Origin of the sequence: Halanaerobium saccharolyticum, assembly GCF_003053565.1 — a bacterium.
GTDB lineage: Bacteria > Bacillota > Halanaerobiia > Halanaerobiales > Halanaerobiaceae > Halanaerobium > Halanaerobium saccharolyticum_B.
Genome location: NZ_QAXS01000015.1, coordinates 1 through 23575, shown reverse-complemented (window position 1 = coordinate 23575; position 23575 = coordinate 1). Strand labels below are relative to the sequence as shown.

The following is a 23575-nucleotide window of genomic DNA, read 5'->3' as shown; positions in this document are numbered from 1 at the left end:
TAAATGTCAGATTTAAAAAATGAAAATAAAAAAAGCTGGACCTCTTTATTTTTTGATCCCAAAATACGCTATATGAATTCCAAAAAGAATAAGAATGGTCTGGTTAACTATGTTTTGCTTTTAACTACACTGATTTCTTTAATTACAACTATTGGGATTATAATAATTTTATTAACTGATTCTTTTCATTTTTTTGAACAGGTTCCGGTTTTTGACTTTTTAACAGGTACCAACTGGAATCCTTTAATAGAACCCAACAAATCGTATGGAGTGCTGCCTCTGGTTGCAGGTACAATGATGATAACCCTGGGATCTGCTTTAATAGCAATTCCGGTTGGCCTGGGAAGTGCAATTTATTTAACTGAATATGCTTCAACCAGATTCAGCAAAATTATTAAACCAATAATGGAGATTTTAGCAGGTGTGCCTACGGTTGTTTATGGTTACTTTGCTTTAACCTTTATTACCCCAAATATTTTGAAACCGATTTTCCCAAATATCCAGACCTTTAATGCATTAAGTGCCAGTATTGCAGTAGGTATTATGATTTTACCGATGGTAATATCTTTGAGTGAGGATGCTTTAAATGCTGTACCGGAAAGCATCAGACAGGGTGCTTACGCAATGGGTTCAACCAGGTTTGAGGTAGCTTCTCGAGTAATGGTTCCTTCAGCTTTGTCGGGAATCCTATCATCTTTTATTCTTGCTATCTCAAGAGCAATTGGTGAGACAATGATTGTAGCTGTAGCAGCCGGTATGAGGCCCCAGCTTACATCTAGTTTTTTAAAACCGATTCAGACAATGACCGGATTTATAGTTCAGATCAGTATGGGAGATACTCCGGTTGGATCTCTATCATATTATACAATCTTTGCAGTTGGATTATTATTATTTTTAATGACTTTAAGCTTAAATATAATTAGTCACCTGATCTTAAAGAAATACAGGGAGGTATATCAATAATGGCTGATCTTAAGAAAAAAAGAATGCTGACCGATAAGATCTTTAAAGTTATATTTTTAATCTTTATTTCTTTAGGCCTGGTTGTTCTGGCAGCATTAATCTATGATATTGTTTCTAAAGGAATGGTCATGCTTGACTGGGAATTCTTTACCCGTTTTGATTCTCGCTTTCCTGAAAAAGCAGGGATCAAGGCCGGTTTATTTGGTACTATCTATGTAATAGGTTTAATGATTCCGATTACATTTTTTGTAGGAACGGCAACAGCAATTTATTTAGAAGAATATGCACCTAAAAATAAGCTGACAGACTTAATCAAACTGAATATTGCTAATCTAGCAGGTATTCCTTCGATAATTTATGGTATGCTGGGACTTGGAGTTTTTGTTAGATATTTAAATATGGGGAGAAGTGTGCTGGCAGGGGCTTTAACCTTAAGTTTACTGGTGCTGCCGGTAGTAATTGTTTCTGCCCAGGAAGCTCTAAAAAGTGTTCCCGACTCTCTGCGTAATGCATCTTATGCTCTGGGAGCAAATCACTGGCATACAGTTTACAAAGTTGTTTTACCTTCAGCTCTGCCGTCAATTCTAACTGGTTTTATCCTGGCAATTTCGCGGGCGATTGGCGAGACTGCACCTTTAATTATGATGGGAGCTTTAACCTTTGTTATGTTTACTCCCCAGGGAATTATGGACAGCTTTACAGTAATCCCAATTCAGATTTTCAACTGGACTTCTTTACCGAAAGTTGAATTTGAGCTGGTAGCTGCCAGCGGTAGTTTGCTTTTATTAATCTTGTTATTTATTTTAAATGGACTGGCAACATTTATTCGCTATAAATACAGTCGGAAATAGAGGGAGGATAATTAATGTCAAATCAAAAAGTTTTAGAAATTAAAAATGTAGATTTTTTCTATGATGATTTTCAGGCTTTAGAAAATATAACTATGGATGTAGAAAAGAATAAGGTTACAGCCCTAATTGGACCATCCGGCTGTGGAAAATCAACTTTTTTAAGAACAATAAATAGAATGAATGACTTAATAGAAGGAGCAAGACTTGAAGGAGATATCTTATTTGATGGAGAAAGCATCTATCAGGAAAATGTAGATGTAGTAAATCTTAGGAAGAGAATCGGAATGGTTTTTCAGCAGCCGAATCCTTTTCCAAAGTCAATATTTGAAAATGTAGCCTATGGACCTAAAATCCATGGAGTTACTGATAAGGCAGAGCTGGAAGAAATTGTTGTCGAAAGTTTAAAGGGAGCTGCTTTATATGATGAAGTAAAAGATCGTCTTGATACATCTGCTCTCAGTCTTTCTGGCGGCCAGCAGCAGCGTTTGTGTATTGCTCGTGCCTTAGCAGTTAAACCCGAAGTGCTTTTAATGGATGAGCCAGCTTCTGCATTAGATCCGGTTGCTACAGCTAAGATTGAGGATCTGATAGAAGAATTAAAAGACAACTACAGTATTGTAATTGTAACCCACAGCATGCAGCAGGCTGCTCGGGTTTCTGATCTAACGGGATTTTTCTTAATGGGTGAGTTGGTTGAATATGATAAGACTAATAAGATATTCGAAAATCCAGCTGATCAGCGAACAGAAGATTATATAACAGGACGTTTTGGTTAATTGTTAACCCCAAAAAAATTATAAGATAAGAGCTGTTTAAAATTTTTGAAATTAACAGCTTTGAGGAGGAATTTAAAAAATGAATGATTCTCGCAAAACTTTTCATACAGAATTAAAAGACTTAGAAAAAGAAATGCTAAAGATGGGAAGTATTGTTGGCGAAAGTATCAGTAAAAGTATTGAGGCACTAATGAATAAGGATCTTGAACTTGCTGATCAGGTAATAAAAGAGGATGACATTATAGATAATTATGAACTTGATATCGAAGAAAAATGTACTCGTTTAATTGCCCTTCAGCAGCCGGTAGCAATTGATCTTAGAAAAATCATTGTAATCTCAAAATTGGTAACTGATTTAGAAAGAATCGGTGATAATGCCTCAAATATTGCTCACAGGGTCAAAGATATTGGAGATCAGCCTCTGATCAAAGAGATGCAGGATCTGCCTGGGATGAGAGATAAGGTTGTCCAGCAGCTTAGAGAGAGTTTGGAAGCTTTTGTTGAAATGGATATTGAAAAGGCAAAAGAGGTTGCAGCCAGAGATGAAGAAGTTAACCGCCTGGATAAACAGATTAACGCTGAACTTTTAACTGTAATGGAAAATGACTGTGCCACAATTGAACAGGGAACTTCTCTGATGTTTATCAGCCGCTTTTTAGAAAGAATTGGTGATCACTCAACCAATATCTGTGAGCGTACTGTTTATATGAAGACCGGAGAATGGACTGAACTTGAATAAACTGATAAGTGATTTTAATTATTAGCAAAGATTAAAATTCGATATTTCAGCCATATAAATTGTGATAAAAGATACATTCTCAACTGGGGGTGTATCTTTTTTTAATGCTTAAATAAATTTGATTGCAATCAGCAACCAGCTGTGATAAAATTTCTAGTTAGTAAATAAAAGGGGGATAACTATATATCATGTTAAAAAAGTTTTTAAGTTATTATAAAAACCACTGGAAATTATTCACAGCCACTCTTGGAAGTGCTGTATTAATGTCAGGGCTGGATTTGATTTACCCAATGTTTGTTCAGCAGCTGATAGATCAGCATTTTCCAGACAGAAATTTAAACATGATGGTCAGAATTTCAGTGATTTTACTTGTTATTTATGTTTTACGCTTTGTTTTTCAATATATTGTTCACTATTGGGGCCATGTAGTTGGGATCAGAATGGAAACTGATATGCGCTCAGACCTCTTTACCCATCTGCAGAAACTTTCCTTTAAGTTTTATGATAATAACAAAGTTGGTTATTTAATGTCCAGAGTTATAAATGATTTAAACAATATTTCTGAGCTTGCTCACCATGGTCCGGAAGATGTACTAATTTCATCAATGCTTCTGCTTGGGTCTTTAGTTATTTTAATCAATATGCACTGGCAGCTTGCTTTAGTTACCTTTGCCCTGATTCCGATTATGTTCTTTTTCTCTAAAAAATTGGGCGAAAAAATGTATCATGCCTTTAAAGTGATTAGAGAAAAAATGGCAGTTGTTAATACAATAGTTGAAGACAGTTTGAGTGGAATTAGAGTCGTTAAGTCCTTTACCAATGAAGACTACGAAAATGAAAAGTTCTGTGAGGGGAACCACAATTACCGGCGCTCTCGCGAATGGGCAATGAAAAACATGGCCCAGTTTCATTCGGGAATGAACCTTTTCATCAATTTAATTCGTCTGAGTACTCTGGCAGCAGGAGGTTATTTTATTTATAATGGTTCTCTAACTGCCGGTCAGATGGTAGCTTTTCTTTTTTATGTAGATATGTTTATGAATCCCATCCGGAGGCTTGTTAACTTTAATGAACAGCTGCAGCGTGGGATGTCAGGTTTCAGCCGTTTTAAAGAATTATTAGAGGTTGACCCTGAAATTGTTGATCTTCCTGATGCACAGGAATTAAAAAATGTTGAAGGCTTAATTAAATATGAAGATGTAACCTTTGGCTATGATAACCATGAGAAAGTTTTGAGTAATATAAATATAGAGATTGATCCGGGTAGAACTGTGGCCTTTGTTGGCCCTTCTGGAGCTGGCAAATCAACCTTAACTAAATTACTGCCCCGTTTTTATGAAATTGACAGCGGCAGACTTTCGATAGATAATATTGATATCAAGGATGTAACATTAGAATCTCTGCGCCGAAATATTGGGATAGTCCAGCAGGATGTATTCCTTTTTAATGGTACAGTTAGAGAAAATATTGCTTATGGTACAGCAAATGCCTCTGATGCAGAAATAATAGAGGCTGCAGAAAAGGCTAATGCTCATGACTTTATTTTAAATCTAAGTGATGGTTATGATACCGATATTGGAGAAAGAGGAGTTAAACTTTCTGGTGGCCAGAAACAGCGGATTTCTATTGCGCGCTCATTTTTAAAGAACCCGCCGATTTTGATTTTAGATGAGGCTACATCTTCTCTTGACAATCGCAGTGAGAAAATTATTCAGGAATCACTTGAAAAACTGGCTGAGGGAAGAACAACTCTGGTAATTGCTCACCGACTCTCGACAGTAATTAATGCAGATCAAATCATTGTTTTAACTGATAAAGGAATAGTTGAGCGAGGCAGACATGAGGAATTAATTGAAAATGGTGGTGAATATGCTCAGCTCTATAATGAGCAATTTTCTGCAGATATAGCAGGTTAAGAATTAAAATTAGTAAAAATCAATTAGTAATTCAGAGTGATAAAAAGAAGATAGAGTTTACTAAAAAGTCGGGTATTTAACCCGGCTTTTTTCTTTGACAAGTGCTTTAAAATCTGCGATACTATAATCAGTAATAAATCTTTAGAATTATTATATTTAAGCTGAGTTTGGATTTATAATTAATAAGATAAAGAAAGGAAGATTTAGAATGTCAAAAAAATTATATCGTTCTCGTGATGACCGGATGATTGCCGGAGTCTGCGGAGGGCTTGCAGATTATTTTAATGTAGATTCTTCTTTAGTTAGACTTGCAGTTTTATTTATCTTCCTCTTTCAAGGGGTAGGCTTAATTGCCTATATTATTGCCTGGCTTGTGATGTCTGAGGAACCTGTTAAAAATGAGTATAGAATGCCTGATGACTATTATATAGAGGATAAGAAAGATTTTGATCACTCAAAGCAGGAACAGGAGGAAGGTTCCGAAAGGGAAGAACAAAGAAACGAAGAATATGATGCCAGAAAGAAAAAAGAAAAAGAATATTACGAGCAGTATCAGGAGCAGAACTCTGAGAGCAGTAGTAACCGCCGTAAATTATTTGCAGTAATCATGATTTTAGTCGGTTCAATCTTCTTAGTTGATATCTGGATTCCAGCTCTCTACTGGGAAAAATACTGGCCGGTAATTTTAATTGCTGCCGGGGTTCTAATGCTTAAGGGTGATAATAATGACAGATAATCGCGATCGGAGTTTGATTGCAATAATTTTGATTTTTGCGGGTGTCATTTTCCTGGGAGATACCCTGGGTGAATACAATTTTAATCTATTTTTCTTTTTGCGCAGTTACTGGCCTGTATTATTAATTATATTTGGTTTTCACATGCTGCTGCAGAATAGTAGTTTCTGGTTTGTTGTCCCGGTTATTGTTATTGGGCTTGCTTTATATTTAATCTATATGCTTGTTAACCAGCAGCCTTTTTATTTTATGCCGCAGATTAGAATGCGTATTTTTGATTTTGATAATTTACCATTTAGATGAGATAGCTTATTAAATTAAAGATTTAAATAAAACCACCTGAAGTACTCAGGTGGCATTTATTTTTAAAGATTAGAAGCTTAAATTTTATTGTTTAAAGCAATTCTTTTTTCAATGACTGGGGCCAGGATTAATACCAGGACAATTTTTATTAAATCACCTGGAATAAATGGAATCACCGTCATATTGAGGGAAGCAATTAAACCTGTGCCGGTTATAAAAGAAAAATAGATACTTCCAATAATATAGTTACTTAAAACTGCAGCTGAAAGCACCAAAAAATCTTTTTTATTTTCACCACTGCAGTGGGCTGCAATCCAGGCTGCAGTTACAAAACTAATTAAAAAACCACCTGTAGGTCCAGCAATTACACCCAATCCACCCTGACCACCTGAAAAAATTGGCAGGCCAAAAGCACCAAGCAAAAGATATGTAACCTGAGCTAAAACACCATATTTTTTTCCAAGCAGTCTTCCTGAAAGCAGAACAAAGAAAGTCTGCAGGGTTATAGGAACTGGACCAATAGGGAAAATAATAAAAGCACCAACTGCTGTTAATGCTGCCATCAAAGCAGCTTTAATCATCTGATTTGTTTTCAATTTAAAACTCCTTTCTATTTGTTAAGCTTGATAAAATCTGACCAATAGTCAAATTCTTTAAATAATGTTATCACAAACTTTAGTTAATGTAAACAGCTAATAAAAAAATTATTAAAAAATTATAATTTGGGGGATAATTATGCGCGAATTATATCTAAAAGCACCAGCAAAAATTAACCTTGCCTTACATGTTAAGGGTTTAAGAGAAGATGGTTTTCATGAATTACAGATGATAATGCAGAGCATCAGTCTGGCAGATAGAATTAAGCTAAAAAAGAAAAGTGGAGGGATAATTGTTAAAAATTCTCATACTGAGCTGCCAACCGGAAGAGAAAATTTGGCTTATCAGGCAGCAGAGATTTTCTTTAAGAATAATCCTGAAATCAACCAGGGAGTAGAAATCTACATTGAAAAAAACATACCTATAGCAGCTGGTCTGGCAGGGGGAAGTACAGACGCTGCAGCTGTAATGAAGGGGCTCTATCTGCTTTTTGAACTGGAATATGACTTAAAAGAACTCCGCAGTTTTCTGGAAAATATCGGCTCAGATGTTCCTTACTGTCTTGAAGGAGGAACTGTTTATGCTTCCGGCAGGGGAGAAATTTTAGAGGAACTTCCTTTTATCGGAGAAAAATATCTGGTAGTAGTGACTCCTGCTTTCAAAATTTCTACACCAGAAGTATATAAATTATATGATCAAATAAAAGGTTATGATAAATTTGATTTTGACTCAGTTCAAAATAACTTAAAAAATGATCAGGAGATTGACTGGGAGCTTGACTATAAAAATGATTTAAAAAAAGCGGCAGAAAAAATTTGTCCGGAGATAAAAGAAATAAAAGATATATTTAAGAATACTAAAGCTGAATTCACAATGCTTTCCGGAAGTGGTCCAACAGTCTTTTCGATTTACAGCAGCAGAGAGCTGGCGGAAAAAGCTGCAGCCAGATGGCCCCGCAAAAATGATTTTGTTACTGTGGCAAAAACTGTTCCCAGTTATTAATTGAGGCTAGAAAGACAAATTAAAAGCTCACATGAGATTGACATGAATTTAATTTCGTGTTATACTTTCTCCAATAATTATTAGGACTTTGGGAGTAGTGATAGCTATGAAAAAGGGAAAAAATATCACCATGAAGGAAGCTAAGGAAAAAACAGGATTAACATCCAGGCAGATTCGTTATTATGATCAGCAGGAATTGATTTTTCCAGCCCGCAGCAAGGGGAATCAGCGTCTTTTTTCGGCAAGTGATATCAAAAGACTGCTTAAAATAAAAGAACTGCTTACTGCTGGGAATAGTATAGAGACTGTGCGCTCAAAATTAAAGGCTCCACTGACAGTTGATAAAGATCTGGAAGTGGATGACGATTTTGATGACAATTATGATTATTATTCAGATGTTGATCTTGACTCACTTTATCCTGTTTCTAATCGTTCAGAGTTGATAAAGAAACTTTCCCGGAGTAATAAAAAGCATTCCCAGAAGGAGGAAGAATAAGTGGAAAAATTTAGTAGAGAGAAGATTTTAAGGGTTGCTGAAGAGAAAAATGTTGAGTTTATTCGTCTGCAGTTTGTTGATATTTTAGGGATTATTAAAAATGTTGCAATTACAATTGAGCAGCTGCCTGAAGCACTTGACGGCAAGATCATGTTTGATGGTTCATCGATTGAGGGCTATACACGTATCCACGAATCCGATATGTATTTAAAGCCTGATTATGATACCTTTACAATTTTTCCCTGGGAGACCAGTGGAGGCTGTACAGCCAGAATGATGTGTGATATTTATTTACCTGACGGTAAACCTTTTGTTGGCTGTCCTCGTGGTGCACTAAAAAGTGCGATGGCTGAGGCAGAGGAGATGGGTTATGAAATGTTTGCCGGGCCAGAACCGGAGTTTTTCTTATTTGAAAAAGATAAGCATGGTAATCCAACGACAAACACCCATGATAAGGGAGGATATTTCGATCTATCTCCAGTTGATTTAGGAGGAGAAGCTCGTCGTGATACTGTATTAGCACTTAAAAAAATGGGTTTTGAAGTTGAAGCTGCTCACCATGAAGTGGCGCCAGGCCAGCACGAAATTGATTTTAAATACACTCCTGTTTTAAGAACAGCAGATAATATTGCAACTTTTAAATTTGTAACAAAAATTATTGCAATGCAGCATAATCTCCATGCAACATTTATGCCTAAGCCTATTTATGGAGAGAGCGGTTCTGGAATGCATGTTCATCAATCATTATATAAAAATGGAGAAAATGCTTTTTATGATCCTGAAGATGAACATGGTTTAAGTGAAATTGCTTATTATTATATAGGTGGACTGTTAAAGCATGCCAAAGAAACAACGGCCATTTTAAATCCGACTATTAATTCCTATAAAAGGCTTGTACCTGGTTATGAGGCACCAGTTTACATATCATGGTCAACTCAGAATAGAAGTGCCTTAGTTCGAGTTCCTTCAGCTCGTGGTAATGGAACCAGATTAGAATTAAGAAACCCTGATCCGGCAGCAAATCCATATCTGGCCACAGCTGTAATGCTTAGAGCAGGTCTTGATGGGATCAAAAATAAAATAGATCCCGGTGAACAGACTACTGATAATATTTATGAAATGAATTATAAAGAAAGAAAATCAAGAGGGATTACAAGCCTCCCTTCATCTATGGAAGAAGCGCTTAAACATTTCCAGGAAAGTGAATTTATGCGGGAAGCACTGGGTGAGCATATTTTTAACCATTTAGTTGAAGCTAAGAAAATAGAATGGTCTGTTTATAAAAAACAGGTTCACAGCTGGGAAATTGATCAATACTTAACAACTTATTAAATTCTAGTTGGGGGGATAAAAATGGAAGGCAGAGAAAATATACAGGATCATTTAAAGAAAATGAAATTAGGTAAGCTGGACACCAGATCATTATCCTTTTTAGCACTTTTTATAGCCTTTACCTCTGTGGCGACCTATTTACATATTCCAGGACCCAGCAGTTCTTATTTCAACCTGGGGGAAGTAGCTATTTATACTATTGCCCTAACTTTTGGTGCTAAAGCTGGTGGAATTGCAGGTGGTGTTGGATCTGCTCTAATGGATATTATACTTGGTTATTCAATCTGGGCTCCATTTACTTTTTTAATTAAGGGGCTGGAAGGTTTAATTGTAGGTAAAATTGCCAGCCAGCAGCAGGATAAAAAGTTTGATCGCAAAATATTTGCTATTATTGTTGGTGGAAATGTAATGATTCTGGGTTATGCTCTTGCCAAAGCGTTTTTATTAAGCTGGGCAGTTGTTTTACCCGAAATTGGCATTGATTTTGCCCAGATGCTGATTGGGGGAGTTCTGGCAATTCCTCTTTCTCATCATTTAGATAATTATTTTGGGAAGTGATATTTTTGGAAATAGGTAAACTGGCAGGAAATAAATTAAAAAGAACAATACTTGATAAAATAGAACATTTTCGCTCTGATGTACTGGTACCGGCAGGTCCAGGAGAAGATAGTGCGGTAATAGATCTGGGAGATTATTTGCTGGTGGTATCTTCTGATCCAATAACCGGTGCTGAAAAAAATGCTGGTTATCTGGCTGTTAATGTTGCCTGTAATGATATTGCAGCCGCTGGGGCTGAGCCTTTTGGAATTCAGGTCGTCTTATTATTACCACCCCGCCTGGGAGAAAAAAGAGCCGAAAAAATGATGGAAGAAATAGTTAATACAGCAGCCGCGATGAATATAGAAGTCCTCGGTGGGCATACAGAAATAACTGACTTGGTTCAAAAACCTATCATTACAGTTACTGCAATGGGCAGAGCTGTCAGGGAAGAATTAACTTCCAGTTCTGCCGCAGAAGCTGGCGATATTTTATATATTTCTAAAGGTATGGGTATCGAAGGAAGCTATATACTGGCAAGTGATTATAGGGAGCATCTGATTGAAAAAGGTGTCAGCAGTGAAACAATCGTCAAACTGGATGGTTATTTGGAACTTTTAAGTGTGCTACCTGAAAGCAGAATAGCCAGAAAAAATGGAGTTAAGGCTATGCATGATGTAACGGAAGGTGGAGTCTATGGTGCAGTAACTGAAATGGCAGCAGCTTCACAGCTTGGATTTATTATTGAGAAAGATAATTTTAAGTTAATTCCTGAAGTTGAAGAAGTTTGCCGAAAATTAGATCTAGATCCAGCAGCTTTAATCTCCTCAGGGTCAATGCTGATGGCCGCTCCACCGGAAATTGATCTAAAAAGCATTTTTGCAGAAAATGAGCTTGAAATAATCAGGGTTGGAAGAATGATTAAAGAAGGTAATTATATGGAAGCAAACGGAGTTAAAAAAGAGTTTAAAGCACCTGAAAAGGACGAATTATGGAAATTTATTGAAAAAAATCACAAATAAGTCTTGACATTTACATTTAATGGAATTATAATGTTATTAACAAATAATTCCAAAGGCGGTGTATTTATGGAAATTACAGATGTCAGAGTTTTTCCGGTCGAAATTAATGGAAGTATGGTCAAGGCTTATGCAACAGTAACATTTGACGACTCTTTTGTTGTGCGAGACATGCGGGTTATTGAAGGGAAAAACGGGATTTTCCTATCGATGCCGGCAAGAAGAAAGAGAAACGGAGACTATCAGGATATCTGTTTTCCAATTTCCACTAAGTTGAGGGATCTAATGGAAAACCAGGTTTTAGAAAAGTTTGATGAACTGCTGGCAAGTGCCTAGATAAATCTTTTAATAATCACTAAAATAACACTACCTCAGCTGGGGTAGTGTTATTTCTATTCATGGAATTTATAATCTTGACAAATGCTAATTTCTCTGTTATACTTCAAGCGATTAAAGAACTATGATGGACTACTATTGTCAGGAAATAATGTTTAATTAAAGCAAGAATATTTATTCCTTATTTAAAGGAGGAAATTATAGATGGCAGATCTTTTAAGTATTATTCTGGCTGCCGGTAAGGGAACCAGAATGAAATCAGATAAAATTAAGGTATTACATCCAGTTGCCGGTAAGGCAATCATTAAGCATGTCTTAAATACTTTAGATGGTTTAAATAGTAAAATAGTTAATGTGATTGGACATCAAAAAGAAGAGGTTCAGTCTGAATTGGAAGATTTAAATAAATGGGATTTAAATTATGTAATACAGTCAGAACAATTAGGTACCGGTCATGCTGTAAAACAGGCTGAAAGTTTTTTTGCAGATTATGAGGGTCCGGTATTGATTCTTTATGGAGATACCCCTTTATTAAGAAAAGAGACTATTGCAGAATTTGTTAAAGAACATAAGCAGAGCAATTCTGATTTAACAGTTATGACGGCTATTTTTGATGATCCTGAAGGATATGGAAGAATCGTTAAGAATGAGGCTGGTAATTTAACTGCAATTGTAGAAGAAAAAGATGCTGATTCAGAAACAAAGCAGATCAGTGAAATTAATAGTGGGGTAAACTGTATCGATAGTGCCCTGTTGAGAGATTTTATGGCAAATATGAATAATAATAACGCTCAGCAGGAATATTATTTAACTGATATTATAGAATTTGCTGTAACTAGAAATAAAAAAATAAATACATATACTGTCGAGGATTCTGATGAAATTATAGGGATTAACACTCGTAAACAGCAGGCAGAGGCCGAAAAAATATTAAGAGGCAGAATAGCTGACAAACATCTGGCAAATGGAGTAACAATTATTGATCCAGATACTACATACATAGATGCTGAGGTGGAGATAGCAAAGGATGTTACAATTTATCCTTTTAATTATCTGGAAGGAAAAACTAAAATTGCTCAAAACACTACCATTAATCCAAACTGCAAATTGAAAGATGCAGTTATAGGGGAAAATGTTGAAATCCTTTCAAATACTATTATAAAGGAAAGTAAAGTTGGAGCTGGAACTAATGTTGGGCCTTTTGCTTATCTAAGACCGGGTTCTACAGTAGAAGCTAATTGTAAAATTGGTGATTTTGTAGAGCTTAAAAAGACTACAGTTAAAAATGGAGCTAAGGTTCCTCATTTATGTTATGCTGGAGATGCCGAAATTGGTGAAAGAACAAATATCGGAGCCGGTACAATATTTGCGAATTATGATGGAGAAAATAAATTTAAGACTGAAATTGGTAGTGATGTCTTCATCGGCAGTGATTCTATTTTAATTGCGCCACTTAAAATTGGTGACAGGGCTAAGACAGCTGCTGGATCAGTAGTTACAAAAGATATTAATTCTGGTGATACAGTAATGGGCGTTCCTGCTCGAATATATAATCCAAAATCTAAGCAGGAAAATTAAAAAATAAGCCAGGGGGTCAAAAAATGTCCAGTTATAGTGAACAGTTAAAAATATTTGCAGGTAATTCTCACCCTGAATTAGCTCAGGATCTTTGTGATTATCTGGGGACGGAATTGGTTAATGCAGATGTAACTAGATTTAAAGATGGGGAAATTGGTGTTCGCACTTATGAAACTGTAAGGGGAGCTGATGTTTTTGTTGTACAGCCTACAGCACCTCCTGTTAATGAGAATCTGATGGAACTGCTGGTGATTATTGATGCTTTAAGAAGGGCATCTGCCCGAAGAATTACTGCGGTGATACCATATTATGGGTATGCGCGCCAGGATAGAAAAGCAAGACCAAGAGATCCAATCACTTCTAAATTGGTGGCCAATTTACTAACTCAGGCAGGTGCCAGAAGAGTACTTTCAATTGATTTTCATGCACCTCAGATCCAGGGCTTTTTTGATATCCCAGTTGATCATCTCTATGCCTCACCGATTATGGTTGATTATTTTAAGGATTTTGATCGTTCTGATCTAATTGCTGTTGCTCCGGATGTTGGTTCGGTAAAAAGAGTGCGTTCTTTTGCTGAAAGTTTAAATATTCCAATGGCGATTATTGATAAAAGAAGGCCCAAACCAAATGTGGCTGAAGTTATGAATGTAATTGGAGAAGTTGATGGTAAAAATGTGATACTGCTTGATGATATTATTGACACAGCTGGAACTATTTCTGCAGCAGCCGAAGTTCTTAAAGATAAAGGAGCTAAGGAAGTTTATGCATGTGGAACTCACGCTTTATTTTCAGGCCCTGCAGTTGAACGTCTAAAAGAAGCGCCAATTACCAAAATTATTGTTACTAATACAATTGCTCAGAAAGACCATGATCTTGATAATCTGGAAGTGCTTTCTGTTGCTCCTCTGGTTGGAGAGGCTATTGACCGTATTTTTAAAGATTTATCTGTTAGTGTATTATTTTAAATAATTTTTCTAAAACACTTGCTCAAACTGAGCTTTGATGTTATAATAAAATTTGTTATGTCTTATTTAACGCAGACCTGCCAGTATAAGCAGTTAATCTGGCTTAAAATTTAATTTATGCAAGGAGAGGATAGTCATGGAGAGACATTCTATTGAAGCTGAACTAAGGACTGAAACTGGAAAGGGAGTAGCCCGTAAAATAAGAAGAAACGGACTTATCCCAGGTGTTGTTTATGGAAGAGGAAATGAACCAAGATCTATTAAAGTAGATCCACTGGATATTGAAAAGCTTCTCCATTCTAATGCTATCTTTGATCTGACTTTTGTCGGAGAAGATGGAGAAGAGGATGAAGCGGTTGTAATCATTAAAGATTATCAGAAAGATGTTATTAAGCAAAATCTGCTGCATGTAGATTTTCAGTTTATTTCTATGGACGAAAAGATCACTGTTTCTGTACCAATGCATTTAGAAGGAGAAGCTGTTGGTGTTCGTGACGGTGGAGTATTACAGCAGTTATTACGCGAAATTGAAATTGATGCATTACCTGCTGAAATTCCAGAAGAAATTACTATTGACATTTCTGAACTTGAGGTTGGACAGTCTTTATCTGTTGTTGACCTGGATCTTCCTGAAGGAATTGACCTTGTAACTGACAGTGACGAAGTTATTGTAACTGTTGTTACTCCTACTGAACTTATCGAAGAAGAGGTAGAAGAAGAGGAAGAGGAATTCTTAGAGCCAGAAGTTATTGGCGAAGAAGAGGAAGAAGAAGGCGAAGAAGCAGAAGAAGAGGAAGAACCACAGGAATAATTTTAGTAAAGAAATTGGGCGCGGCTTAGTCAGCTGCGCTTCAATTTATTATTGGAGGTTTAAAGTTTGAAAGTAATTGCTGGTCTTGGAAATCCTGGTGAAAAATATGCGAAAACCAGACATAATATAGGATTTATGGTTATTTCAGAATTGGCAGACAGATTTAAAGTTAAGAGCAGTTATAAGTTCGATGGCCTTGTTGGCGATTTCTTTTTAGGTGGAGAAAAAGTTATTCTTTTTCAACCAATGAAATATATGAATAAAAGTGGTCAGCCAATATATAGGCTGCTTGACTATTTTGAGATAGAAGCTGAAGATCTGCTTGTTATTCATGATGATTTAGATCTTGATTTAGGAAAGATGAGATTTAAGCAGAATGGCGGCAGTGGTGGTCATAATGGAATTAAATCAATTATTAATAATTTGAGCACAGATGAGTTTAATAGATTAAAAATTGGCATTGGTAGACCGCCGGAAAATATTCCGGTACCTGATTTTGTCCTGACTACTTTTGCAGGCGAAGAAGAGGATATCTCAAAAAAAGTTGTAGCTGATGCTGCTTCAGCAGTTGAATTGATGTTAAAAGAAGATATAATGAAAGCAATGAATAAATATAATGGATAACAAGCCCGTACATTTTATGTAGGGGCTATTTTGCCATTTTTGAGTTAAATGTATAAAAGTATAAAATTAAGAAATATATGTAGAAATAAAAGGTTTTTGTTTAAGGAGCAGTATGCAGATGAATTTCAAAGATTTATTACTAGAAAATCAAAAATTTAAAAAAATTGCGAAAAATATAAATACTTCTGCCCAGTCTATTAGCGGTTTAAGTGGCAGTAGAATTTCCTATTTTGCAGTTAATTTTCTAAAAAAAGCAGAAAAGGACTTAGTTTTCTTTTTGCCAGATAATTATTATCTGCAGCAGATGCAGGAAGATTTAATCCGTTTGATTGGAAAAGATGAATTTTTAGTTTTTCCAGAAGAGGAAATTCTTCCCCATGAGCAGTTGATGCCAGATCTAACTACTATGAGTGAACGGACAAAGGTGCTCACCGAGCTAGTTTTCCCAATTGGTCAGAAAAAGAAAATTATTTTAACTACTCCGGCTGCAGTTTTAAAAAAATTACCTCCAAAAATGATTTATCAGCAAAAAAGTATAAATATTAAAAGTGGTAGTGAAATTAATATTGAAAGTTTAAGACAGAGGCTCTTTGCTTTAGGTTATAAAAGGGAGGAAATGGTGGAAGCCCCTGGTCAATACAGCATTCGGGGTGGAATCATTGATGTCTTTACTCTTTTAGATGAGCAGCCTTTTAGAATTGAACTTTTTGGTGATGAGGTTGATTCAATAAGAAAAATTGATTTAACTGCCCAGCGCTCTAAAAAAGAGGTTGCAGAAATCACAATTCCACCATTTGCTAATCTTGTTATTGACGAAGAAGTTGTCGATAGGGCCTGTCCCAGACTGGAGACAGCATATTCTAAAGCTGTAGCACGGCTGGCGGAGAATAATTATCCGGAAGAAGCTTCTTATTTAAGAGATAAAGCAAAAAAGATGCTGGAAGATCTGCGAGAAAAACACCGCTTCCCCGGATTTGAACAGTTTTTGCCTTTTTATTATGAAGAGACTGCCAGTTTTTTTGACTATTTAGAAGATAGTATGATTTTTGCTGTCCGTCCAAATAAAATTACCCAGCTTACTCATGAATATTATCAGGAAATCATAGAGACCCACACTCGTCTTTTAGAGCAGGGTATGGTTTTTCCTGAGTATCTTGATAATTTTATTTCTGAGAATGAATTTGAAAAAGAAATAACTAAAAATCGAGTAGTTGATATTAATTCCGAATTTGAAGAACGGAAGGTTGCCGAAAATGATATTCATTTTGATACATCTTCTTTAGAACCTTTTCATGGTCAACTTGAACTTTTTAGCGAAAAATTAATTGATCTTCTGCAGAAAAAGTATCGAATTGCAATTACACTCAACTCAGCCAGTAAGAAAAGAAGAGTTAAAATGTTTTTGGAAGAAAAGAATCTGGTAGTTGGAGAAAATTTTGATCAAAGTAGAATTGTTATTTTTCCTGATAGTCTGGCCGAAGGTTTTGTTTTTGATGATATCAAGCTCGCTGTTTTCAGTGATAAAGAGGTTTTTGGAAATGAACAGAAAAGAAAAAGAAAGATCGGGGACTTTGAAGATGGAGTAGAGATTTCCAGTATCAATGATTTAAAAGCTGGCGACTATGTTGTCCACGAGAATCACGGTATTGGTAAATATTTAGGTGTAAAAACTTTAGAAATCCAGGGGCAGCACAAAGATTATCTTGTCCTTAAATATGCTGGAGAAGATAAGCTCTATGTTCCAACTGAAAAAATACATCTTGTACAAAAGTATATAGGTTCAGATGCCGGTAACCCTAAACTTTATAAACTGGGCAGCAGTGACTGGAAAAAGGTAAAAGAAAAGGTTCAAAAATCTGTTGAAGAAATGGCCGTAGGTTTATTAGAACTTTACGCTGAACGAGAAACTCTGACCGGCTATCAGTTTTCGGAAGATGATGTCTGGCAGCAGGAGTTTGAAGACTCTTTTCCTTTTGAAGAAACTCCTGATCAAAAAGATGCGATTGAAGATGTTAAAGCAGATATGGAATCAAAAAAACCGATGGATAGATTACTCTGTGGTGATGTCGGTTATGGAAAAACTGAAGTTGCTATTCGAGCTGCATTTAAAGCGGCCCTTGACAGCAAACAGACTGCAGTTTTAGTTCCAACAACTATACTTGCTCAGCAGCATTATAATACTTTTGCAGAGAGAATTGAAGAATTTCCGGTTCGGATTGGGATGTTAAGTAGATTTAGTACTACTGCTGAACAGAGGAAGACACTAAAAAAATTAATTAAAGGCGAAATAGATATCTTAATTGGGACTCATCGGCTTTTATCTAAGGATGTTATTTTTGATGATCTTGGTTTATTAATCATTGATGAAGAACAGCGTTTTGGAGTTACTCATAAAGAGAAGTTGAAAGATCTTAAAAGAAATGTTGATGTATTAACTTTAACTGCGACTCCAATTCCCAGAACTCTGCATATGGCTTTGGTTGGAGTTCGCGATATGAGTTTGATTGAAACTCCTCCTGAAAACCGATATCCAATTAGGACTTTTATTAAAGAATATAACAAAGAATTGATTGCCAGTGCAATTAGAAGAGAATTAGCTCGACAAGGTCAGATTTATTTTGTCCATAATCGAGTTAAGGATATTGAGCAGACTGCAGGTAAACTTCAAAAACTAATGCCGGAGGCTAAAATTGCAGTTGCTCACGGACAAATGAATGAAAAACGACTGGAAAAAATAATGTATGACTTCTATCATCATAAGTTTGATATCTTAGTCTGCACAACGATAATTGAAACAGGACTGGATATTCCAAATGTAAATACAATTATTATTAACCATGCAGACAAGATGGGGTTATCCCAGCTGTATCAGCTTAGGGGGCGCGTTGGTCGTACCAACCGAATTGCTTATGCTTATCTACTTTACGAGCGAGATAGGATTTTACCCGAAGTTGCTGAAAAAAGGCTGGAAGCAATTAAAGAATTTTCTTCTCTGGGCTCTGGTTTTAAAATTGCAATGCGTGATTTAGAAATTAGGGGTGCCGGTAATTTATTAGGTCCTGAGCAGAGCGGACATATTGCAGCCGTTGGATTTTCTTTATATACTAAATTATTAGAAGGAACAATAGAAGAACTTAAGGGTAAAAAGGATCAGAATAAAATTGAGGTAGAAATTGATCTTAATTTAGATGCCTATATTCCAGATGATTATATTAAATATGAGGCCAGAAAAATTGAAATCTATAAGAAAATTAAATCTATAGAAAATGAAGCTGACGCTTTAGATACTATAGATGAACTAATTGATAGATTTGGAGAGCCGCCTGTAGAAGTGGTGCGCCTGGTTAATACAGCCCGCTTGAAATTTATTGCGGCTGAATTGAATATGGACTCAATTAAAGATGATGGTGGTAAAATTAGATGCCAGTTTGTCAGTTCCGATCTGGTGGATGGAAGTAAATTAGTTGAATTCAGCAAAAAATACAGAAGAAAAATCAAAATTAAATCTGCAAAAAAGCCACAGTTATTGATTAAAATTGATGATCCAGAAAATATTGATAAACAATTATTAAAAATGCTAAAAGATTTAAAAAATATTTAGTTTTAAATATAGATGATAATGCTGTTAAAATAGAAAGTCAAAAGGGTGGAAAAAATGTCGGATAATAAAGAACGGGGAAGTTTTATAAAAGGAGCAGCAATTTTAACTGCTGCTGGTCTTGCTGCCAGAGTAATGGGTTTTGGTTATCGGGTAATTTTAACCAGAATAATTGGAGCAGAAGGAATGGGGCTTTATCAGATGGCCTATCCAATTTATACTGTTTTACTGGTTGTTTCACGATCCGGTATCCCAGTAGCACTTGCTAAGCTAATTGCTGATAAAATTGCAGCAGATAAGAAAAAAGAGGCCTATAAAATATTTAAAGTTGCCAGAAAAATGAGCTTTTTAGTGGGGTTAATAGTTTCAATTATTATGGCTTTAGCTGCTAAACCACTAATTTCATTTCTTTCTCTTGATCCCCGTTCATATTATGCAGTTCTTGCAATTTCTCCTGCAATATTTGTAGTTTCAATTATGGCTTCTTACCGCGGTTTTTTTCAGGGACTGCAGGATATGGTTCCGACTGCCAAGTCACAAATTTTAGAGCAGTTCATCAGAATGTTTACAATGGTTGGCCTGGTTGTGTTTTTAGTTCCCTACGGCCTGGACTATGCTGCAGCTGGAGCAAGTTTTGGGGCTGTGAGTGGTGCGCTGGGTGGTTTATTAATTCTATTATATATTTATGCTAAAAGAAAAGAAAAAATATTTAGCTTTTTAGATGGTGGATATGATTCAATAGAATTGAGCACCAAAAGTGTTGTAAGAAGGATTGTTTCTTTAGGAGTACCGATCACCCTGGGGGCACTGGTTATGCCATTAATGAGTCTTGTTGATCTAGTTTTTGTACCCAATCGGCTCCAGGCAGCAGGCTATATGGTTAGGGAGGCAACAGCTTTATATGGAATGTTTTCTGCTGTAGCAATGCCGCTGGTCAATTTCCCGACAATTATTACTGTTTCTTTATCAGCAAGCCTGGTTCCTTCTATTGCTGAAGCTTTTACTCTGGGGAAGGAAAAGTTAATTAATTATCGTACGCAGACAGCTTTAAGATTAACTGTTTTAATTTCATTACCTGCTGCAGCCGGATTGTTTTTGCTGGCAGAGCCTCTGACTGAGATTATTTTTGCAGAACCAGGAGCCGCTGTCCCACTTCGTTTTGTAGCCTGGGGTGTATTCTTTATTGCTCTACAGCAGACAAGTACAGGGATTTTAAATGGAATTGGGAAAACATCAATTCCAGCTCGAAACTTAATGGTTGGAGCAGTCTTTAATGGGTTTATCAATTACACTTTAACCGCAGTTCCAGCTATTGGAATTCGTGGTGCAGCCTTAGGTACTACGATTGGTTTTGCTATTGCTGCTTTTTTAAACCTGTATTATGTAAAAAAAGAAAGTGGATTTATAATAAATGTTAAAACTATGATTTTAAAACCATTTGCATCAGTATTTTTGATGGGGGCTTTTGTTAAAATATTTTATAATCTACTCAAAAATTTATTGGAAATGAATAATTTAGCTTATGCCTATCAAATAACTACTTTCATAACAGTAGCTGCTGCAGCATTATTCTACTTTGTAGTTTTATTACTGCTGCAGGAAATTAAGTATCAGGATTTAGCTGTGATACCTGTTTTTGGTGAAAAACTGGCTAATTTGTTAAAAAGATGGAGTTTTCTAAAGGATTAATTTTATTTTAATAATTTTATGATATAATTTATATGTTCCAGCTTAAATTTTTGAGGAGGTAACAGCTTGGATGTCAGAAAAAGGAAATCAATTTTAAAAGAGTTAGATAAATTAATAGAGATTATGGCTGTTTTAAGAGGCCCGGATGGTTGTCCCTGGGATAAAAAGCAGGATTATCATTCAATCAAAGAGAATATTATAGAAGAAGCCTATGAAGTTGTCGAGGCTCTGGAACGAAATGATGTTGAAGCATTTAAAGAGGAATTAGGAGATCTTCTGCTGCAGGTTGTTTTTGAATCTCAAATTGCATATGAAAAAGACGATTTTGACTTAGCTGATGTTGCAAGAGTTTTAAGAGAAAAACTTATTCGACGTCATCCTCATGTTTTTGCTGAGGTGGATGTTGATGGTTCTGAAGAAGTGTTAAGGAACTGGGAGCGGATTAAGAAGGAAGAGAAAGAGAAAAACAGTCAATTCAATTCTCTAATGGATAAATTTAATCAGGGGCAGAGTGCTTTGAATCAGGCCTATGATATTCAAAAAATTGCTGCGGAAGTGGGCTTTGATTGGGATGAATTGGAACCTGTTTTAGATAAAATCGAAGAAGAACTGGGTGAGTGCAAAGAAATCATTGGAGCAAATCCGGACAATACCTTGTTTGCCGATCAAAATTTAAATCAGGCTCAGCAGCAAAACCTTGAGGAGGAAATAGGGGATCTGTTATTTGCTGTAGTTAATCTTGCCCGCTTTAAGGAAATCAATCCAGAAATTGCATTACTTAAAACTATTCTAAAGTTTAAAAACAGATTTAAATTTATAGAAGAAAAAATAATGGCTGAAAAAGCTGAGTTTGAAGATTATAATTTAGAAGAATTAGATGAATTCTGGAAGCAGGCAAAAAATCAGGAATAAAAATTATACAGGAGGATTAAAAGAATGAAAAAGAAATTTATTATTTCCACAATCATTATGACAGTATTTTTCAGTTTTGTACTTATTACACCAACTTTAGCTTTTGATATTGAACCTGAATCTGCTATTTTGCTAGAGGCAGAAACTGGCCAGGTTTTATTTGAAAAAAATGCTGATCGAGTTTTGCCACCGGCAAGCATTACTAAAATCATGCCTCTTTTAATAGCTATGGAAAAACTAGAAGAGGGGAGTATTTCTTTAGATGACCAGGTAACTATTAGCCGTTATGCAGAGTCAATGGGAGGATCTCAGATCTTTTTGGCCGCAAATACCCAGGTTAAGCTGGAAAAATTGCTTAAAGCGGTAACAATTGCTTCTGGTAATGATGCCAGTGTTGCAGTTGGTGAGTATATTGCTGGTACATACAGTAACTTTATTGCTATGATGAACGATAAAGCAGAAGAGCTGGGGATGGACTCTACAAATTTTGCTAATTCAACTGGTCTACCTGATCCCAATCATTATTCTACAGCAAGAGATATTTCGATTATGGCCAGGGAATTAGCTAAATATCCGCAGGTCCTGGAGTGGGCATCTATCTGGACTGAGACAATTCAGCTTCCCGGCAGAGATGCAATGTTAGTTAACACCAATAGTTTAATTAATAAATATCCAAGTATGGATGGTTTAAAAACAGGACATACCCAGGAGGCTGGTTTCTGTCTTGCTTCAACAGCTCAAAAAGGTGATGTCCGGCTTATTTCTGTTGTTCTGCAGGGAGATACGCTAAATGAAAGAGAAGAGGCAACAACAAGGCTTCTTGATTATGGCTTTAATGCATTTTCTAAAAGACAGATAGCTGCTGCAGGTGATCAGATTCAAAATATTCCTGTTGAAGAGTCTGCAGATAGGGCTGCTGTAGGAGAAATAGCTGAAGATTTATATATTATGGTGCAAAAAGGCAAAGAACAGGAAATTTCGCAGGAAGTTGAAGTTGATGATTCTTTGGCTGCTCCAATAGAAAAAGGTGGAGTACTTGGAAAATTGACTGTTTATCGCGGCGAAGAAGCTGTTGAATCTGTAGATGTTGTTGCAGTCGAGGATATTGAGCGTGCAAATATTTTTGTTAGGCTTTGGAGAAAAGCAATTGGCTTTGCTCAGGGGTTGCTTTCTTAGAACTTTAACTTACAGCGGTAATAGTTTAACAGATCTAAGGACTACATCTAAAATATTAAAAAAGACCAAATGATTATATTCCCTCTATTCATTATTATTGTTTAATTAATGGATAGAGGGATTTTTTTGAATATAGAAGTTTTATCAAAAAACTTCTTGACACCATATTAATTTAATGTTACTATATTAAACGTTGCAGCAATAATTATATTTGCTGCAGAAATCTTTTCGAAAAAATCCTCTATAACTCTTGACAAAAAGGGGGATTGATGTTAAGATAATGTATGTCGCTGAAAAGTTGAATTATCAATTTTTCCGGCCGACAAAATTATTTTAAAAAGTTCTTGACAAAGTTAAAAGAGCTTGATAAGATAATAAGCGTCGCACAAATAATCTCCACTAAAATTTGAGTTCGAAACTGATCTCAAATCGGAGGTTGAAAGAACTTCAAATTAAAGCTTAAATATTTCTCTTCTTTATATATAAGAGAAAAGAAAAAGCTTTAAAATAAAGAAAAATCTTTTTAAAAGTTTTTCTAAAAAGTTCTTGACAAAGTGAGGCAGAGTTGATAAGATATTAAATGTCGCTGATAAAAAACGCGGCAGAAAATATAGAAGAAAA

General features: G+C 35.7%; 22 protein-coding genes. 21 read left to right on the top strand and 1 reads right to left on the bottom strand.

Annotated features, from left to right (window positions below; genetic code table 11):
• Nucleotides 1-3: 3 nt before the first annotated feature.
• The 7 genes from pstC (at nucleotide 4) to C8C76_RS07340 (ending at nucleotide 6282) form a co-directional block, all read left to right on the top strand.
• Nucleotides 4-963 carry a phosphate ABC transporter permease subunit PstC gene (gene pstC / locus C8C76_RS07370; RefSeq protein WP_108140155.1) on the top strand — a complete coding sequence of 320 codons (960 nt, stop codon included), beginning with the start codon at nucleotides 4-6 and terminating at the stop codon, nucleotides 961-963.
• Entirely contained in the window at nucleotides 963-1814 is an 852-nt protein-coding gene (gene pstA / locus C8C76_RS07365) for a phosphate ABC transporter permease PstA (RefSeq protein WP_108140153.1), read from the top strand. Before pstC ends, pstA begins: the two co-directional genes overlap by 1 nt.
• A 14-nt stretch (nucleotides 1815-1828) precedes the next feature.
• Nucleotides 1829-2590 carry a phosphate ABC transporter ATP-binding protein PstB gene (gene pstB, locus C8C76_RS07360; RefSeq protein WP_108140151.1) on the top strand — a complete coding sequence of 254 codons (762 nt, stop codon included), beginning with the start codon at nucleotides 1829-1831 and terminating at the stop codon, nucleotides 2588-2590.
• Between the two features lie 79 nt (nucleotides 2591-2669).
• Complete coding sequence (gene phoU / locus C8C76_RS07355; RefSeq protein ID WP_108140149.1) at nucleotides 2670-3329, top strand: phosphate signaling complex protein PhoU; 660 nt, start codon at nucleotides 2670-2672, stop codon at nucleotides 3327-3329.
• Nucleotides 3330-3517: 188 nt separating this feature from the next.
• Nucleotides 3518-5245, top strand: coding sequence for an ABC transporter ATP-binding protein (locus C8C76_RS07350; RefSeq protein ID WP_108140147.1), 1728 nt, complete (start codon nucleotides 3518-3520; stop codon nucleotides 5243-5245).
• A gap of 208 nt (nucleotides 5246-5453) precedes the next feature.
• Nucleotides 5454-5981 (top strand): PspC domain-containing protein, encoded by a 528-nt coding sequence (locus C8C76_RS07345; protein ID WP_108140145.1) that lies wholly within the window; start codon nucleotides 5454-5456, stop codon nucleotides 5979-5981.
• The gene (locus C8C76_RS07340) at nucleotides 5971-6282 is read left to right on the top strand and encodes a LiaF transmembrane domain-containing protein (RefSeq protein WP_108140143.1); all 312 of its coding nucleotides are present in this window, start codon (nucleotides 5971-5973) and stop codon (nucleotides 6280-6282) included. The genes C8C76_RS07345 and C8C76_RS07340 overlap by 11 nt, the downstream gene beginning before the upstream one ends.
• A gap of 77 nt (nucleotides 6283-6359) precedes the next feature.
• Here C8C76_RS07340 and C8C76_RS07335 read toward each other — a convergent pair whose 3' ends face one another.
• Complete coding sequence (locus tag C8C76_RS07335) at nucleotides 6360-6878, bottom strand: biotin transporter BioY (protein ID WP_108140141.1); 519 nt, start codon at nucleotides 6876-6878, stop codon at nucleotides 6360-6362.
• 139 nt (nucleotides 6879-7017) lie between these two features.
• Here C8C76_RS07335 and ispE point away from each other — a divergent pair, with 139 nt between their 5' ends.
• The 14 genes from ispE to C8C76_RS07265 all read left to right on the top strand — a co-directional run bounded on the left by ispE (nucleotide 7018) and on the right by C8C76_RS07265 (nucleotide 22954).
• Nucleotides 7018-7881, top strand: a complete 864-nt coding sequence (gene ispE, locus C8C76_RS07330) for a 4-(cytidine 5'-diphospho)-2-C-methyl-D-erythritol kinase (RefSeq protein WP_108140140.1) — start codon at nucleotides 7018-7020, stop codon at nucleotides 7879-7881.
• A 106-nt stretch (nucleotides 7882-7987) separates the two neighbouring features.
• Nucleotides 7988-8377: a MerR family transcriptional regulator gene (locus C8C76_RS07325; protein ID WP_108140138.1), complete on the top strand. Its 390-nt coding sequence runs from the start codon at nucleotides 7988-7990 to the stop codon at nucleotides 8375-8377.
• Nucleotides 8378-9709, top strand: coding sequence for a type I glutamate--ammonia ligase (gene glnA / locus C8C76_RS07320; protein ID WP_108140136.1), 1332 nt, complete (start codon nucleotides 8378-8380; stop codon nucleotides 9707-9709).
• Nucleotides 9710-9730: 21 nt separating this feature from the next.
• Nucleotides 9731-10267, top strand: a complete 537-nt coding sequence (locus tag C8C76_RS07315) for an ECF transporter S component (RefSeq protein ID WP_108140134.1) — start codon at nucleotides 9731-9733, stop codon at nucleotides 10265-10267.
• The gene (locus tag C8C76_RS07310; RefSeq protein WP_258222443.1) at nucleotides 10264-11268 is read left to right on the top strand and encodes an AIR synthase family protein; all 1005 of its coding nucleotides are present in this window, start codon (nucleotides 10264-10266) and stop codon (nucleotides 11266-11268) included. The genes C8C76_RS07315 and C8C76_RS07310 overlap by 4 nt, the downstream gene beginning before the upstream one ends.
• A gap of 66 nt (nucleotides 11269-11334) precedes the next feature.
• Complete coding sequence (locus C8C76_RS07305; RefSeq protein ID WP_108140130.1) at nucleotides 11335-11601, top strand: SpoVG family protein; 267 nt, start codon at nucleotides 11335-11337, stop codon at nucleotides 11599-11601.
• A 204-nt stretch (nucleotides 11602-11805) separates the two neighbouring features.
• On the top strand, nucleotides 11806-13179 hold the full coding sequence (gene glmU / locus C8C76_RS07300) for a bifunctional UDP-N-acetylglucosamine diphosphorylase/glucosamine-1-phosphate N-acetyltransferase GlmU (protein ID WP_108140128.1): 1374 nt from the start codon (nucleotides 11806-11808) through the stop codon (nucleotides 13177-13179).
• Nucleotides 13180-13202: 23 nt separating this feature from the next.
• A complete protein-coding gene (locus C8C76_RS07295) occupies nucleotides 13203-14144 on the top strand; it encodes a ribose-phosphate diphosphokinase (protein ID WP_108140126.1) in 942 nt (313 codons plus the stop codon).
• Between the two features lie 136 nt (nucleotides 14145-14280).
• Nucleotides 14281-14955 (top strand): 50S ribosomal protein L25/general stress protein Ctc, encoded by a 675-nt coding sequence (locus tag C8C76_RS07290; RefSeq protein WP_108140124.1) that lies wholly within the window; start codon nucleotides 14281-14283, stop codon nucleotides 14953-14955.
• A gap of 66 nt (nucleotides 14956-15021) precedes the next feature.
• Complete coding sequence (pth, locus tag C8C76_RS07285; RefSeq protein ID WP_108140122.1) at nucleotides 15022-15579, top strand: aminoacyl-tRNA hydrolase; 558 nt, start codon at nucleotides 15022-15024, stop codon at nucleotides 15577-15579.
• Nucleotides 15580-15697: 118 nt separating this feature from the next.
• A complete protein-coding gene (gene mfd, locus C8C76_RS07280) occupies nucleotides 15698-19180 on the top strand; it encodes a transcription-repair coupling factor (RefSeq protein WP_108140120.1) in 3483 nt (1160 codons plus the stop codon).
• 54 nt (nucleotides 19181-19234) lie between these two features.
• A complete protein-coding gene (locus C8C76_RS07275; protein ID WP_108140118.1) occupies nucleotides 19235-20866 on the top strand; it encodes a putative polysaccharide biosynthesis protein in 1632 nt (543 codons plus the stop codon).
• A 66-nt stretch (nucleotides 20867-20932) separates the two neighbouring features.
• Nucleotides 20933-21778, top strand: coding sequence for a nucleoside triphosphate pyrophosphohydrolase (gene mazG / locus C8C76_RS07270; RefSeq protein ID WP_108140116.1), 846 nt, complete (start codon nucleotides 20933-20935; stop codon nucleotides 21776-21778).
• A gap of 24 nt (nucleotides 21779-21802) precedes the next feature.
• Complete coding sequence (locus C8C76_RS07265) at nucleotides 21803-22954, top strand: D-alanyl-D-alanine carboxypeptidase family protein (RefSeq protein WP_108140114.1); 1152 nt, start codon at nucleotides 21803-21805, stop codon at nucleotides 22952-22954.
• The last annotated feature ends 621 nt before the right edge of the window (nucleotides 22955-23575 follow it).